The sequence below is a fragment of the Micromonospora sp. NPDC005215 genome (assembly GCF_040607915.1).
GTDB lineage: Bacteria > Actinomycetota > Actinomycetes > Mycobacteriales > Micromonosporaceae > Micromonospora.
Window position 1 is genome coordinate 95,003 of sequence record NZ_JBEXHQ010000011.1, and the last position, 15,139, is coordinate 110,141.

12 protein-coding genes are annotated in these 15,139 nt (G+C 65.5%); 10 read left to right on the forward strand and 2 right to left on the reverse strand.

Annotated features, from left to right (window positions below; genetic code table 11):
* Nucleotides 1-92 precede the first annotated feature (92 nt).
* From ABZU25_RS11635 to ABZU25_RS11665, 7 genes are all read left to right on the forward strand, one after another.
* Entirely contained in the window at nt 93-896 is an 804-nt protein-coding gene (locus tag ABZU25_RS11635; RefSeq protein WP_355029271.1) for a class I SAM-dependent methyltransferase, read from the forward strand.
* A 213-nt stretch (nt 897-1,109) separates the two neighbouring features.
* On the forward strand, nt 1,110-1,637 hold the full coding sequence (locus tag ABZU25_RS11640; protein WP_355029272.1) for a DUF6244 family protein: 528 nt from the start codon (nt 1,110-1,112) through the stop codon (nt 1,635-1,637).
* 194 nt (nt 1,638-1,831) lie between these two features.
* Entirely contained in the window at nt 1,832-2,230 is a 399-nt protein-coding gene (locus ABZU25_RS11645) for a hypothetical protein (protein ID WP_355029273.1), read from the forward strand.
* A 15-nt stretch (nt 2,231-2,245) separates the two neighbouring features.
* Complete coding sequence (locus ABZU25_RS11650) at nt 2,246-2,695, forward strand: SitI3 family protein (protein WP_355029274.1); 450 nt, start codon at nt 2,246-2,248, stop codon at nt 2,693-2,695.
* Between the two features lie 120 nt (nt 2,696-2,815).
* Nucleotides 2,816-4,057 (forward strand): NUDIX domain-containing protein, encoded by a 1,242-nt coding sequence (locus ABZU25_RS11655; protein WP_355029275.1) that lies wholly within the window; start codon nt 2,816-2,818, stop codon nt 4,055-4,057.
* Nucleotides 4,058-4,086: 29 nt separating this feature from the next.
* The gene (locus ABZU25_RS11660; RefSeq protein WP_355029276.1) at nt 4,087-4,830 is read left to right on the forward strand and encodes a serine/threonine protein kinase; all 744 of its coding nucleotides are present in this window, start codon (nt 4,087-4,089) and stop codon (nt 4,828-4,830) included.
* A gap of 239 nt (nt 4,831-5,069) precedes the next feature.
* Nucleotides 5,070-6,611 (forward strand): hypothetical protein, encoded by a 1,542-nt coding sequence (locus ABZU25_RS11665; protein ID WP_355029277.1) that lies wholly within the window; start codon nt 5,070-5,072, stop codon nt 6,609-6,611.
* Between the two features lie 279 nt (nt 6,612-6,890).
* On the opposite strand, the gene ABZU25_RS11670 is transcribed toward ABZU25_RS11665, so the two are convergent.
* The gene (locus ABZU25_RS11670) at nt 6,891-7,043 is read right to left on the reverse strand and encodes a hypothetical protein (RefSeq protein WP_354948851.1); all 153 of its coding nucleotides are present in this window, start codon (nt 7,041-7,043) and stop codon (nt 6,891-6,893) included.
* Between the two features lie 273 nt (nt 7,044-7,316).
* Here ABZU25_RS11670 and ABZU25_RS11675 point away from each other — a divergent pair, with 273 nt between their 5' ends.
* On the forward strand, nt 7,317-9,365 hold the full coding sequence (locus tag ABZU25_RS11675) for a hypothetical protein (RefSeq protein WP_355029278.1): 2,049 nt from the start codon (nt 7,317-7,319) through the stop codon (nt 9,363-9,365).
* Nucleotides 9,366-9,423: 58 nt separating this feature from the next.
* Here the strand turns inward: ABZU25_RS11675 and ABZU25_RS11680 are convergent, their stop codons facing one another.
* Entirely contained in the window at nt 9,424-10,431 is a 1,008-nt protein-coding gene (locus tag ABZU25_RS11680) for a Shedu anti-phage system protein SduA domain-containing protein (protein ID WP_355029279.1), read from the reverse strand.
* 583 nt (nt 10,432-11,014) lie between these two features.
* Here ABZU25_RS11680 and ABZU25_RS11685 point away from each other — a divergent pair.
* The gene (locus ABZU25_RS11685; RefSeq protein ID WP_355029280.1) at nt 11,015-11,395 is read left to right on the forward strand and encodes a hypothetical protein; all 381 of its coding nucleotides are present in this window, start codon (nt 11,015-11,017) and stop codon (nt 11,393-11,395) included.
* The gene (locus ABZU25_RS11690) at nt 11,395-14,991 is read left to right on the forward strand and encodes an AAA domain-containing protein (protein ID WP_355029281.1); all 3,597 of its coding nucleotides are present in this window, start codon (nt 11,395-11,397) and stop codon (nt 14,989-14,991) included. Before ABZU25_RS11685 ends, ABZU25_RS11690 begins: the two co-directional genes overlap by 1 nt.
* The last annotated feature ends 148 nt before the right edge of the window (nt 14,992-15,139 follow it).

Sequence of the window (15,139 nt, forward strand, 5' to 3'; positions counted from 1 at the left end):
GGCCAAAATCGGGGCCCTCCGGGCCTCTCTGCTCAACACCCACGACCAGCCTCTTAAAGCCCAGCATGCGGACCGACAAGGAGAACGTGCCCATGCCGAAGCAGCCCAACCGACTGTTCATCTCCACTGCCCCGTACTTCGCCAGATATCGGCCCGGCTACGACCCCGCCATTTACGAGCATCTTCGCCTGCGCTTCAGCCTCGACGGCACTCAGCGCGTCCTGGACCTGGGGACTGGCACGGGCACGATCGCGCTGCCGCTCGCGGCGTTTGTCGGTGAAGTCATTGCCGTCGACCCGGAAGCCGGCATGCTGGAAGAGGGCCGTGCACTCGCCGGAGCAAAGCGCATTGGCAACGTCACCTGGCTGCTCGGCGACTCCACGACCCTACCGGCGATGAACATCGGCCCAGTCCTACTCACGGTCATGGGTGCGTCGTTTCATTGGACCGACCGGCACCAGACCCTGCGCGACCTCGAGAAGATCATTGAGCCTGCTGGAGCCGTTGTCCTCGCCTCCGGTGGCGCACCGGGTGACATCGAACCGGCCCCCTGGACCGATGTCATCGCCGAGGTACGGACCCGCTACCTCGGTCCCGGCCGGCGTGCCGGTAGCGGTACTTACCAGCACCCCACAGAACGCCACCAAGATGTCCTCGCCCGGTCAACGTTCCGGCATCTCGAGATCCACACCTGGGATCGCACCGTTACGCGGACCCTCGACGAGGTCATTGGGCTTCAGTTCTCCTACTCCTACAGCAGCCCAGCCCAACTAGGACCCGACAAGGCGGCATTCGAAGCCGACCTTCGAGACGCCCTCATCAAGTACAGCCCCACCGGCTTGTTCGATGAACTCGTCCGCACCGAGGTCATCATCGGCGCCAGGACCCAGGGGTAGCCCGAGGCTACGGAGCGAGGGTCGACCGCTTGTTGCGCGAGAGCCTCGAAACGAGATCCACTTTCACCGCCAGCTATGTCGAGGTTCCACCGCCGATCTACGTCATGACTGGGGCCGAGTTCTTCGACTGCCGATGTCTGGTGGGCCTCCCGGATACCCCGGTACTTTCGGCTGCCGGACACCATCACAGTCTTCGATTGGGGAGTCGGCCACGTGTCGCACATCGAGAAGGTCACCGCTGAACTCCGGGCCCTGGCGGCAGGCGCCGAGCGCGCGCAGGGGTTGGCAGCCGCAGCCGACAGCCAGGCACAGGAGGTGGCCCTGCGAGCCGCGGGCGCTGGCTTCGCCGCGGTGGCGGTGGGCGTGACGCGAGTGCGCAGTGCGATCACCGATATTCAAGGCGGCCTGGGCAGCCTCGGCGGTTCGATCGGCGAGGCGACGAAGGCAACCGCGGCCGTTCCGCATGGGGCGACTCCGCAGGAGACGATCTCCGGGCTGACACCCGTCCACGCGGCGGTGGACAGCACCCGGGACGCGACGGCAGCAACGATCGCTCAGGTCGGTGAGGCGCAGCGGCTCGTCACCATGATCCTTCAGGGCGGTCAGCCCGGACCTCTGCTACAGGCGCTGGAAAGCATCAAGCAGGTCCTGGTATTGGTAGTCCAGCGCACCAGCACCACTCGGCAACTCATCGAAGCCGCGGTCGCTGAAGCACGGCAGATCGGGTCCTCGGGAAACTGATCGGGGCTGGCAGTCCCAGACCGGCCAGCCCGCCCCCTCTTGCCACCACCAATCCGAACCCGCCGCCTCCCGCCTCCGGCGGCGATGCCTCCGGTGACCGCAACCCCGCGCCGTGGAGCCGGCACCCGACCGGCGTCCTCGGCGGATCACCCACCGGGCCCCGAACCAGAATCCCGCCACGGGCGGATCAGAGGGTGCAGCGTGCGTTGGAGTTGGAGAACGCGTGTGCCGACACGGTCGCCGGCAAGGGTTACCGCTTGCACCAGAACCCGACCAGGCAGGAGATCGCCGAGGCGCGGCGGAACACGGGCGACGGCGGGAAGCCGGACAAGGACCCGGACTACCTGATCGAAGGTCATGTCTTCGACTGCTACTCACCGACTCCAGCGAAAGCCGTACGTGGTGTCTGGACGGAAGTGTCGGGAAAGGTGGCCAGCCAGCAGACCCAACGGATCATGCTCAACCTGCAGGACTGGCGTGGCGACCCCGGCACCCTGCAGAAGCAGTTCGACGACTGGCCCATCCACCACCTCAAAGAACTCACGGCGCTGACCCGCGGCGGTGAGATCATTCAGATCGTCCGACGAGACTGAGAAGGCAGGCAGCGCGTGGGTATCGAGTACCGACTGACGCTGGCGGGCGACATACCGCTGGAAGAAGTGGCCGAGATCGCGGCTCCTGGGAACGTCGAGGAGTCAACTCTGCCCGGATACCCCCGATTACTCGGCGCTGACCTCGGTGCCAAGTCCGGCTACACCGTCAGCGTCTATGCCGGCAGAGACGGTTATTACGACGCCGAGGACGACGACGGCTCCCAGTGGGAATGGGAACCCGACACGTACGTCAACATCGTCTTCCACATGCTCAAGGACGACACGTCCGGCAGGGCAGTCCCCGACATGGTCGCGGCCGTCGACCGGCTGCTCGCCAGCAGGCCGGAGGACGCGGCACTGACACTGAACGGTAACTGGCTGCTACTGACCCGAGTCGCAGGAACCCTTCGAAGGCACCGACCGTCGTGGTGGAACAACTATGGCCTCGACCATCGCCCCGCCTGAGTAGAAGCCCGCGAGTTGGGATGCCAGGCACCATGGGACGTTCCTGCTCCGCAGGACCGTTCAGCTCGTCTCCGCGACGCGCTTGAATCCATCCAGGCAGCCCTCCGGAGGAACCCGGCCATGATTCGTCGATACTCCTCCGCCGGCGCCGTCGTCACGACCAACGACCTGGGCGCTCCTTCGATCCTGCTTCTCGATCAGGTCCGGGGTAACGGCGAACGACAGACCGTAGCCCCGAAGGGCCGTCTCGAGCCGAACGAGGCACCCCTGCAGGCAGCAGTGCGGGAAGTAGCCGAGGAGACCGGTCTGACCGGTACACAGTACGGCGCGTACCTCGGACAGGAGAAGTACGTCTTCACCGACAACGACGGCTCGCCTGCGGCAAAGACCGTCGACTGGTTCCTCTTCACCACCGCGACCACCGCCACAACGCCAGCATGGGACGAGGGCTTCGTTCAAGCTCGTTGGCTTGACGCCCCCGCCGCTCGACGAGCGGCCACCCACGTTGAGTTCCAGCGGATCCTGGACCGCGCCCTCGCCATCATCGCCTGGCGTTCGGCGGGGCCACTCCCATTCAATCGCAGCCTCAGCCAACTCGTTACTCAGGTGGCAACGGAGGCTCAGGCCGCCACCGCTGGGCATCCTGAAGCGGGCGTAGGACTATGCGGGTCGGCCGCCCGCGGCGATTTCATCGACGGCTGGAGCGACGTCGACTTCGTCGCCTGGAACCTCCCTGCGACCTCACGAACAGCAATCAAGATCAACCGAATTGTGGCCGAAGCCTCCAAGCTTCACGGCATACGGGCCTCGCTGCATCTCACCGGCGAACACGCTGGCGCCGTCCGCAGCGTCGGTGCTCTGCACGACATGACGATGCGGGTAGTGCTGAACCGCGTCGGCCTCGACACCGCCGTGATCGCAGGCGCGGGCCCGACGCACACCACAACTCCAGCAGCAACCAATCTTGCTGAGGACATCGCTGCGCTTCACCACATCGCCGTGAGCAGCCTCAGCGCCAGACACGACAGCAGTACCCAGCGCGAGGACGCCGCCCACCACGTTCTGTCCGTGCTCTCATGCGCAGCTCGGCTTCTAGTCATCCAGCGGCAGCCGCAGGCGCCCCTGCGGCTCCCCGAAGTGGCGGAAGCTCTCCGTCACTGGCCGGGCAAGCAACTCACGAACCTGCTGTACGACTACGACGCATTCCGCCGGACCGAGACGCGCACCCTCAACCAGGCGGAACAACTCGCTGCACGTGTACCGGCAGCACTCATCGAAGCCGCCGCCAACCACCTTGAACCCGCCTGGTCCGCGGGAGCAGACGGGCATCTGCCGGCGGACCGGCACAAGCGAAGGACCTGACGGCCACGTGGGGGCGTAGGTTCGCCAACATGTCCGACCTGCCGCTCGCGTCCGCGTTCACGGTCTTCAACGAGCAAGACTCGGGATGCCTGTCCTACGGCGTCGTGGATGCCGGGCGCCGCTGGTTTGTCAAGAAGGCCACCACCGTGCCCGCCCGCGTCGCACTGATCCGGGCCACACGATTCCACGCCGCGGTTCAGCACCCAGCGATCGTCCGCCCCGAGCAGATCCTCAACAGCCCTGACGGGCCAGTGCTGGTCTACCCGTGGCACGACGGGTCAGTACTCAACCACGCCACCACGCACGGCTCGGACCGAGCCGCACTTAACCGGTTCCAACAGCTGCTTCTCCCCGACGTCGAGGCGGCGATCACCACGATCCTCGACGCGCACGAGGCCGTCGCAGCGGCTGGCCACGTCGCGGTCGACCTGTACGACGGCTGCTTCCTCTACGACTTCGACGCTCGACAGATGTGGCTGATCGACCTGGACGAGTACCGGCCCGGCCCCTTCGTGCTCGACACCGACCGCCTGCCCGGATCCCGCCGCTACATGACCCCAGAAGAGTTCGTCCGCGGTGCCATCATCGACCAGCAGACCACCGTGTACACCCTCGGCCGCACCATCTGGCACCTGCTCGACTCCCCCCACGGCTGGCGAGGCACCCCGTCCCAGGCTCGGCTTGCCACCCACGCCACCCACGTGGCACCCGAAGATCGACACCCCGAGGTAGCGCGACTGGTCAACGCGTGGCGAGCCACCCTGGCGGATTGAGAAAGGCCTCTGCCCGCCGACGCCCCGTCACTTGTCGTCCTCGTACGCACCGAGGCATCCCTTGCCTCACCGCCGATTCACGCAGATCAGGGGGCACTCACCAAGCCTGCCCTCGACCGGATCGCTGCAACCATTGAAGCGCGCGGCACTTTACCCAGCGCGTACGCGGATCACCAGACATCCTGCCGCCCCTGGTAGATACCGTTGCGCGGGCAGTCTGCAGCGGGCACGGTTGTCTGATGCAGCGCTGGGATCGGCTCAACGAGCGCCAGGTGAATCTACTGCGTCGGATTGCCAACGGGGACGACCTCAGTACCCCGGAGGGCGTCGCACATCGAACGTCCGCGCGTGCTCTTCAGAACCGCCACTTGGTGGACATCACGCGTAAGGACGGGACGTGGCGGGCGACCGTCACGGACGCAGGCCGTTTCTACCTTCAGCACGGGTACCACCCCGAGGACCCCGCACACGCTGCCAGCCCGTCAACGAGCCGGCGGAAAAGCGGTGCGGCACCCGTCCCCCGACAGCAGTCGGCAGCGGCAAGCACCGACGGCACGACCTCGGCGACCATGGTCCTGGCGCAGCAGCTGGTCGACCAACTGGCACACGGCGACGGGGTAGTACGGATCGAGGAGCCGGATGAGCAGACCCGGGCGCGATACCGGCGTGCCATCCACGCGGCGAAGCAGTACAAGCTTGTTCCGGACGGACACGAGCTTCGACACACTGGCCGGAGCCGCGGTGACATCGTCGTCAGGCTCTACGACAAGGCCATCGGCGCCAGCACCGGGTGGGACGCCTTCCGGATCGCCTCGCAGCACCAGCTCACGGTCGACGAGGAGATCGTCGCTGCCCTGGAGAAGAACCCTGCCGCGCTCGCCGTATCGGCCGACCTGCTGCCTCGGGCGTTGGAGCTCGTCCGCCTGCTCGCCGCGGCGGCCCGCAGCCGCGGGCACCGCCTGGTCGTCAACACCAAGGGTGCGCGGCCCACCCTGTCGCTGCGGTTGGAAAAGTCCCAGCGCGCGGTGAGGATCAGCGAGGAGTACGACAAGGTGCCGCACGTCCTCACCGATGACGAGCAGCGGCGCAAGAGGCGGCAACCATGGACACCGCTGCCCGAGTTCGACCGTGTGCCCAGCGGCCGTCTTGTCCTTGAGGTCAATCGTTCCGGCCACGGCAACTCGGACACCTGGACCGACGACAAGCGCAGCCTGCTTGAGACTCGCGTCCAGAAGATCCTGAAGGACGTAGAGGCCGGGTATCTGGCCGACCAGCGCGAGCACGAGGAGTGGGAGCGTAGTCGCAGGGAACAGGAGGAGCGTCGGGAGCGGCAGAAGGCCGAAGAACGTGCCCAGTGGGAGCAGACCAAGGCGACTGCCACGGTCCGGGCGACTGAGAAGCTTCGCACGGACCGCTTCCGTGCCGCGTTCGACAACTGGGTGGCCGCGGACGCCATCCGGAGCTTCTGCGCTGCGCTCGAAGCCTCCGCCCCAGACGGCGCTGGCGCTGGCCAGAATCTCGATCGCTGGGCGAGTTGGGCGAGGAAGGAAGCTGACCGGCTCGACCCCACGATCAACCCGGCTGCGCTCGCCGAGGTGGACTTCGACATCGAACCGCGTCCCAAAGACCTGGCGCCCTTCATGGGCGAGTGGAGCGCGACCAAGCCGGAGAAGGCGTACCGCTCGGAGGAGACCCGCAACCAGTACGCCGACATCCTCGCCTACGAGAAGACGTGGCACCACGGCATGCGCGGCAATCCACAAGCCTGGCGGTGGCGTTAACCGCGGGTATTACAGAGGACATCCATCGCCCCGTTCGTAGGCCTGCGCTTGGGAACGGGCACCGGGGCAACCATCGAGTCGCCTGGGTGCCGCCGCGTCCAAGTGGAGCCGCGCGAGTTGGGGTGCCAGCCCGACCTGTACGTCTCACCAGCGGAGCTGGGGCGGAACGGGAGTCGGGACCTTGGCAGGCGTGGTCGGCGTGGGCGTACGCGGCAACTTCACCGGTGGAGCGCTCAAGGCCGTCGGTGGATCGTTGACGGCCTTGAGCGCTCGGCGAGATCAGGCGGCGTCTTCGCCGCTATGTTTCGCGTTGCGCCTGCGGCTACGACGGCGAGCAACCATGGTTGCCGCCGCCAGCCCGGCCATGATCAGCGCTGTTGGCAGGTTCTCGACGATGCCGTCCAGCGCCGCGCCGGAAAGCTCGTTGATCATCGGCGTGTCCTCCTTCTACCCTTCCGGACCTGACGAAAATTCTCGCGCCCGGATCAGGCCCGCAGACACGCTGCGTTACGGGAGACGACAACATGGACTGTCCCGGATGGGACTGGTGCGTTCGGCCACCGGTGGGTTACGGCCCGGGGCGCCCCGGTACATTCCGGTACACCGAAAGCCTGAGGAAGCGTTCAATTCGACCACCAAATCGAAGGTCACTACGCTTGATCGCGCCTGCCACCCGGCGGGTGAGCCTTGACCTTCAGGGGTGGCATGGCGGCGCTGAGTCGCCCTCCTGGCGTGACCGGAGGATTGAAGCAGCTCAACCATGAGCTGCACCGCCTCCATGCCCGCGCCGGATGGCCATCGGTCCGCGACATGGCACGTGCCTGCGGCTGCGGTCCGAACGTCGTCAAGAACGTCTTCTCGCTGCCTCAGATCCCCAACTTGCCGCGGCTGCTCAAGATCGTCGAGTTCCTTGCCAAGCTCGACCGGATGGCCGATCCGGACGCGCAGTGCGACCGTTTTGACCGGCTGTGGGAAGCTGCCATGGCGGAGCGGGTGCCGGATCTCTTCCCGTCGTCGAACACTGACAGTGATGACGACGACGGCTTCGGGCCTCCTGCGGCTGGTGCCCGGCCCAGTCCGCCCGGCCCAGTCGGGCCAGCTGGCGGAGGAGTGAGCACACCTCCCACCGCCGGCGAGCCGGCGGCACCATCCTCCAGCGACGGAGCCGCGCGCGACTCCGTTCCGGACGCGCCTCAAGACGAGTGGCGAGCACTTTTCGTTGGCGTCGACAGCTACCTGACGACCGACGCAACACCAGTCGTCCATCGCGACTTGACACCAGCCAGGCAGCTCGCCGACATCTTCTATGATTCCGGGGACGGACCTTCGCCGGCCACTAACGAGCTCCTGCTGAATCCCACTCGAGAGCGCCTTTGGTCGTCGTTCGTCGAGGCAGCGTCCCAGACGCGGGAAACATTGGTCATTTATTACATCGGTCACGGAATACGCGATGCCCGCACGTCCGAGGTGTACCTGACCGCCGCTGACACCACCACCACCGCTGACGGGTTCACGGTCGACGCCATCAGCGTGCGGGATTTCCGGTACCTACTGGCATTGAGTCCAGTTAAGCAGCTTGTCTTGATCGTCGACGTGTGCTTCGACAACAGTTCGGAACGACGAACGATTGTGCTGCCGACTCGACCGTCTCCGGAAGAGCCCTACAACGCTGGTTCGGATTCTTTGCAGCGCAGGACTTTCGTCTTGGCCAATAGTGCCGAAGAGGGTCCGAATCTATCCGCGTTCTCGTCCGGGCTCGTTCAGGTGTTGGCAGCAACTGGCAGCGGCAAGAGCATGGCATTCCTTCATGCTCAGTTGGCCGCGCGCGCCGAGACGCAGCATTGGCGCGCGCTACGAAGGGCTAACCTGAACGACGGCGACCAGATTCGACTGGACGGTCTGTTGCGCGACCCAGGACCGACCCGGCATTCCTTTTGGCAAGTCGATGACCGGCTGGAGTTGACCCATATGGCTGCTCCACCGGTTGCTGCGTCGGCTAACGATCTAGCTGTAGTCAATCAAACCGGTCAGGGGATTTTCGTAGCCAGCGAAGGTGCTCACCGAACCATCCGTCTGTGGAACCCGCGCGACAATAGCTCCACGCCCGACTCAGGCGCCGCCTCGGAAGTGCCGACCCACCGTGTCGAAGCCCTAACACTGGCTGCAGTCGCCGACGGTCGTATTGTGATGCTCGCAACCGGCAGCGATGGCACACTCGAATGGTGGAGCTGGGGTCCGGGCAACCGGATTGTCGCCATGCCGCCTGCCAACACCTCGCCGGTTACAGCGATTGCCGCAGCCGTGCTACCTGACAGACGCGCCGTCCTTTGCGCGATCAGCGACAGTAAGACCATTCTTAGCTGGGCCCTGCATGAAGGAGCGAGCCAGCACCCAGGCCGGCTGCAGTTAGACGACCACGTTAGCTCTATGGCAGTAGTGTTCACGCAAGAGGAGCGAGCATCGGTAATCATCGGCCACTCGAGGGGCAGGCTCGTCGTACGAGACCTTGAGAGCGGTCAGTTGTTGGCGGTCTTGGACACCGGGCAGCGAGGAGCCGTCAAGGCGATCGCTGCTGCCTTGACGCCTGACGGTCGAACCATGGTGGCGACGGCTGATGAAACCGGCACCGTGCGGTTCTGGGATCTCGAAAATCATGCAGCGATCGGCGAGCCGATCCGGCATGCTAGCGACAAGGTGATCCTTACCGCAATATCGGATGCGGGCGGCGTGCTATTCGCCGTCGACACGCGGTAGGCGAGTAAGGTCGCGCGGCGCAACCCCGCTTTGGGTTCCGTCGCTCATTTTACTTTCGTTAGCTGGACGTCCTGAGTGAGGCGAGAAGCTGGTTCGCTTGGGCCAGCAACTGGTCGTACGTCATCACGCTAATGCTGTGCAGCCGTGCGTTAAGTCCGTGCAACGCCCGCAGCTTCTGCTCTTCCCAGTCATTGGAGCGATCCAAGACGATGATCGCCCGCGGATGATAGGCCACGATTCCCGGGTGATCTCGAAGACCCTTCGACGCTCCTTCATGGAGCGCATCAAGGTAGCGGTGGCACTGCCCGATCGCCTTAGACGCATCACTGGACCAGTGGTAAGACTTGTGACCCTTGTCGTAATGTATAGCGCTCATGTCTGGCCGCTTTAGCTCCAAGATGTCGCGCAGTCCGTTGCTCGTCAGCGCAAGCAGTCCGTCGACAGAGTCGCCGAGTGCGATCTCTCGAACGTCGTCGCGCATCGCATATATATTTCCGAACGCCCAACTGTGCTTCTCGCACCACTCTTGGTAGAACTGCTCCTTGACGGTGCCACCGTTCAACGCCTTTTCAAGCTCAGCGGCAGAAGCTTCCAACTCAGCGAGGCGAACCGAGTTTTGCAGGTTACTGAGAATTTGGCGACCCTCCGGCCCAGATGCGATAGCGCGGAGCGCCTCCCGGTTGGTCGCGAGGGACGCAACCGTCTCCCCTACGAGGGCGGCCAACTGATCGTCGTCACCGATCCGGCGGTCAAGCGGAACGACGAGGTAGTCGCCGTCGACGCTCTCCTGGATCAGGGCTAAACCATCTTCTATCGTCTGCGCCAAGCGAGTCGCCTCGTCATGAGTTAGCGTAAATTCCGCCGGGAAGCCTACGCGAAAGTTTCCCTTGACGTTCTTCCAGTACTTCACTTTGACCGATAACTGCGAGCCGACGCTTCGAGTGACGTACTGCAGAACCACCTCGAAGTACGTGTCTCGACCAGCCCTGATCACGATGGGTTTCGAAAAGGAGACTTCCTTGCGTCTTGACGTGCGACGCGAAACCAAACGGGCGTTCTGGGTCATGGCTTGATCCTTTGGCGCTATTACGCGAGGGCTAGCGGAGGCTTACCACTTTCGTCATCCATTCCCCTCGACGTCAACCCTCAAGGCCGGGTTTGGCGCGTATGACCTGGTCAAATGCCCGTTCGCAGGATGCGCTGCTAGCCGAAGGGGCATGTTTTTGTGTGCAGACTCTAGTACATATTTCCGGGATGAAATAGTACCCACCAATCCTAGCCGCGCGACCAATTTGACTTCCGGATCATGGCGATGCCAGTCATCAGTAGATTCGTGCCGTGGCGCTTGGCACCCATGGCCGATGGCCAGTTGCCGGTCGTATACCGAACCGTACCTCGCCGGACGGATGGAGCGTGGGCAGCAGTGCTTTGGCGGGAGCGAGGGCTGCGGTCCTACCTGCCGGTCGCCTCTGCTGCCTATCAGGCCCGGTCACCGTCAATCCTGATTCGATGAGCACTACGCTTGAAGAGGGACGCTGCAGGAAACTGATTGCCGAACACCAGGGGCGTTCGATCGGCAAGCCGACAGACGCGGCCCGATGCCTACTGTCTTCTGTAGTTTGGTCAGCACCGCTCATGCAGGAGGATGGATGTCCCTCGTCCGCGTTCGGATTGACTTCACACCGCTTGCCGACGACGACGAGTTCGTTCTCGGCGAACTGACCGACGATCTGGCGGACGACCTCCGCGAGATCGGCGAGGTGGAGCGCGTCGAACGCCCGGTTGTCGACCCGAATGCCAAAGGCGTCGCAGAGTTGGCGGTCGGCGTGGTGACCGTACTGGTGGGCATGGACCCCGGCTACGTGCAGGCGTTGGTCGACGTGGTTCTGGCCTTCCTCCGACGCCACGACGGGCGACGGGTGCACCTGCGGGTCGGTGACATCGAACTGACGATCGACCGGCCCACTCACGGTCAGACCGATGAACTGATCAGCACGGTACGGGCCGCGATCGAGCGGACCCGCCTCTGATGGGACGGCATGCCCTGCTGCTTGGCACGGCCACGTACCACGTCGACCGTGAACTCGCGCCTCTTCCGTCGGTATATCACGACGTAGCACAGCTCAAGACGCTGCTCGACGGTGCCGGCGAGTTCGACACCGTTCGCGCCGAACTGGACCTGCCGGCGGAACACCTGCGCCAGGTCGTAGAGGAATTCTACGGCGCACGCCGCGGGGACGACCTGGCACTGCTCTACTACTCAGGCCACGGAGTGCTGCACGGCGACGGGCAGTCGCTGTTCCTCGCCGCGACGGACACGGTCAGTGGCAGTTTGCACGCATCCGCGCTGGACACCGACGGCACCCTGCGTCATCTGCTCAACGACACCAAGGCCCGCCAGAAGGTGGTCCTCCTCGACTGCTGCTTCTCCGGCGCGTTCACGACACGGAACCGATTCCGAGGTGGGGTGCGTGAAGAGCCGCGCCGCCTCAAGCGTCAACGCGGCACCTTCATCCTGACGTCCAGCACCCACATGAAGGCGTCGAAGGCCCAGGGACCGGATCGCCCGTCGGTCTTCACCGAGGTGCTTCTCGAGGGTCTGCGCGGCGCGGCCGAAGGGCCGTCCGACGACGGTTGGATCACCAGCAACGACCTCTCCCGATACACCCTGACCGAGATGGCGCGGCGTCGCCAGCACACACCGGTCGAGTCGAGTGAGGGCGTCACCGAGCCGATCAAACTGGCGACGGCGCCAGGATCCGCCGCCGCGGCGAGACAGGTCACGGCCGTCACGTCGAGCCCTGCGGACGAGGCGCCATTCGACGCGGACCAGTGGCGCCGCCTCGTGACCTACTACATCAACTGTATGCAGCGGTCGACGGTGCTGCAGTCGCTCATCGATCCTCGCGAGACCCGGTCCTATGTCGCCGCGCCACCAGGGTCTGAGGCGGTCTTCACCTCGGAGACGCCCGTCAAGCTGAGTGGTTCGGCAGCCGAGCTCGCCGTCAGGGCCCGTGATGGCGGAAGGGAGCTGCAATACGGGTATCCCGTCGTCGCCGTTCGACCAGCCCGGCAGAAGCCAGTGCGGCTTGCCCCACTGCTGGTCTGTGACGTCACCGTCGGCGTGGACGACGTTCTGCACGCCTCCTTCCCGCCCCGCCCCAGTGCCGCGCTCGTCGACCTGTTCCAGCTCTCCGAGGTGGAGAGCGACGAACTGCTGCAACGGGTCGAACAGGCGTTCGCGCCGGGTGATCCCACCTCTCTCACCGCCACCGTAGAGGTGCTGGTGAAGACGTTCGGGCTGAACCCGGTGACGGAGCTGGACCCGAAGATGCTGGCAGGCACTATCCGGCCGGGACCGGTGAACGGGGTGCAGAACGCCGCGATTCTGTACAGCGTCGACGCAGCCGAGTCGCCGCAGCGGCAGCTTGTCGACGACCTACGCGGCATGATCAAGAATCCTCGGCTCATCGACCAGACGGCACTGAGCGCTCTGGCGCGCCGACCGGACGAGGCGACCGCGACGCCGGTCGTGACGGTGGCGATGAGCGCGACGAACGAGGCCCAGGAAGAGATCATCCAGGCGGCGATGTCCCAGCCGTTGACGGTCGCCCAGGGGCCGCCGGGTACCGGCAAGAGTCAGCTCGTCACCGCCCTGCTCGCCACCGCCACCGCAGCCGGCCAGAGCGTGCTGATCGGCTCCACGAGCAACCAGGCCGTCGACTCGGTGCTTGAGAAGGTGACTGACCTGATCGGCCCGGGCCTGCTGCTACGTACCGGCAACAAGGAACACCGTTCGCAGGAGCCTACGCACGTCGCCGACATCCTGGCCGCGTACCCGCCGACGGACCGGCCCGCCACACCGGACGATCGGACCCCACTGCATGAGTTGAGACTCCTCGCTGACGAGATCGCCGGCCTCCGTGCCGAGTTGGACGAGCGGCGGCTGCTCGAACGCGACCTCACGGACCTCGCCGTCGAGCGTGACACTGACTCAGACGTCGGTGGGGCCGTGTTGCCGAGCGACAACACCGCGCTGGAGCATCTTGTCCAGCTGACCGATCGAGCGCTCGCCAGCAGGTGGTTCGGCTGGTGGTACCGGTGGCGGCTGCGGTCGTACCAGCTCGTCGACCGGAACGCCATCGAGGCGCTCGCCGAGCGGGCGGTGATCGAGCTGCGCTGGCGAGAGCGCCAGCAGCGCCTTGCCAAGCTACCCGACGCCGACGGTTCCTGGCGGCGACTGGTCGACCTGATCAGCACCGAGCGACCCGCTCTCAGCATCGACCTGTTGCGGGCCCAAATCGCTCGGCGGATAGCTGCGGGCACACGCCTGCTCGAAGATCGAGCCGATGAGATGTCCAGGCCGCAGCCGGACAGCTGGGCCTACTTTCCGGAACTGCTGCGGGTGCTGCCGGGCTGGGCGGTAACCGCCCTCTCCGCCCGGCGCCTGAAGAGAAGCCCCGCCATGTACGACCTCGTGGTAATCGACGAGGCGGCGCAGTGCACCATCCCGGCAATCCTGCCCATGCTCTATCGGGCGAAGCGCGCCCTGCTCATCGGGGACCCGCGTCAGCTCGCACCCGTCGTGGACCTGCCCGAACCCGACGACGTCACCGAGCGGGCCCGCGCCGGTCTGAGCACCGGCTGGCTCAACAACCGGCGGCTCACCTACACCGCCCATTCCGCGTACGACGCTTTCGCCGCCGCAGCGGGCACCGCACTTCTCCTCGATGAGCACTACCGATGCCACCCGGACATCATCGAGGTACCCAACCAGGAGGTCTACCAGGGTCGGCTCACCGTACTGACCGACCCGGCCCGACTGGCCGCTGCGGCCGACCCTGCCGTGGGCTGGCGCGACGTGCCAGGAGCGTTCAGCCCCGGAGTAACCGGATCCGGGTTCAACGAGGCCGAGATCGACGCGGTCGTCGCCGAGGTGACGGCCTTGCGCAGCGCGTACCCCGATGTCTCGATCGGGGTCGTCACGCCGCTGGCGGCGCATCAACGTCGTCTGGCCGCAGCCCTTCGCAGCGCCGGCCTCACCGACAACCTGCTCTGCGCCACGATCCACAAATTCCAGGGCAGCGAACGAGACATCATGGTCGTCTCGCCGGTGGGGGCGCATGGCATCCCGGACCGCACCCGCGGCTGGCTGGTACACCAGACCAACCTGTGGAACGTCGCCATCACCAGGGCGCGGTCCCATCTCGTCGTGATCGGTGACCGCTCGTGGTGGTCGGGTCAACGCGGACTGTTGACCGCCCTGGCGTCGATCCGTGAGGTCGCCGACGCTCCGCTGGACTCCGCGACCGGGGCAGCGGACCGATTGCATCGTGCCCTTCGCGGCGCTGGCCTCACCGTGCGGCGCGACGTCGCCGTCGCCGGGCGCGCTGTCGATCTGATGGTGCGACGCGACGATGTCGAGCTGGCTGTCGCCGTCGACGATCCAGCGGGTGATCCGGCCGGCCGGGAGCTGCGTAAGGTGCTCGCCCAACTCGACATCATCGGTAGCGCAACGCCTGTCCACCGGGTGCCCGCCTGGCGCTGCCTGGCCGAGCCGGAGCAGGTGGCGGCAGAGTTGCTCAGCGACCTGAGCAGGCAACAGCAGCCGCAAAACGGCGGGTAGGCCAGAGCCGTACCGCAGCTCGCGATGGCAGGTATCGCGGAATCCCCGGTTCGCGTTGCAATCGGCTCCAGCAGCAATTGGTGCAGCTGGGACGCCAGCTGGGTGTAGTCCTGGCCTGCGTGAGGCAGTCGAGCGGGAACGCCGGCAG

Excerpts from the sequence above, each read along its gene's own strand:
- ABZU25_RS11635 (WP_355029271.1), top strand. The coding sequence starts at position 93 with ATGCCGAAGCAGCCCAACCGACTGTTCATCTCCACTGCCCCGTACTTC.
- ABZU25_RS11655 (WP_355029275.1), top strand. The coding sequence starts at position 2,816 with ATGATTCGTCGATACTCCTCCGCCGGCGCCGTCGTCACGACCAACGAC.
- ABZU25_RS11660 (WP_355029276.1), top strand. The coding sequence starts at position 4,087 with ATGTCCGACCTGCCGCTCGCGTCCGCGTTCACGGTCTTCAACGAGCAA.
- ABZU25_RS11665 (WP_355029277.1), top strand. The coding sequence starts at position 5,070 with ATGCAGCGCTGGGATCGGCTCAACGAGCGCCAGGTGAATCTACTGCGT.
- ABZU25_RS11670 (WP_354948851.1), bottom strand. The coding sequence starts at position 7,043 with ATGATCAACGAGCTTTCCGGCGCGGCGCTGGACGGCATCGTCGAGAAC.
- ABZU25_RS11675 (WP_355029278.1), top strand. The coding sequence starts at position 7,317 with ATGGCGGCGCTGAGTCGCCCTCCTGGCGTGACCGGAGGATTGAAGCAG.
- ABZU25_RS11680 (WP_355029279.1), bottom strand. The coding sequence starts at position 10,431 with ATGACCCAGAACGCCCGTTTGGTTTCGCGTCGCACGTCAAGACGCAAG.
- ABZU25_RS11685 (WP_355029280.1), top strand. The coding sequence starts at position 11,015 with ATGTCCCTCGTCCGCGTTCGGATTGACTTCACACCGCTTGCCGACGAC.
- ABZU25_RS11690 (WP_355029281.1), top strand. The coding sequence starts at position 11,395 with ATGGGACGGCATGCCCTGCTGCTTGGCACGGCCACGTACCACGTCGAC.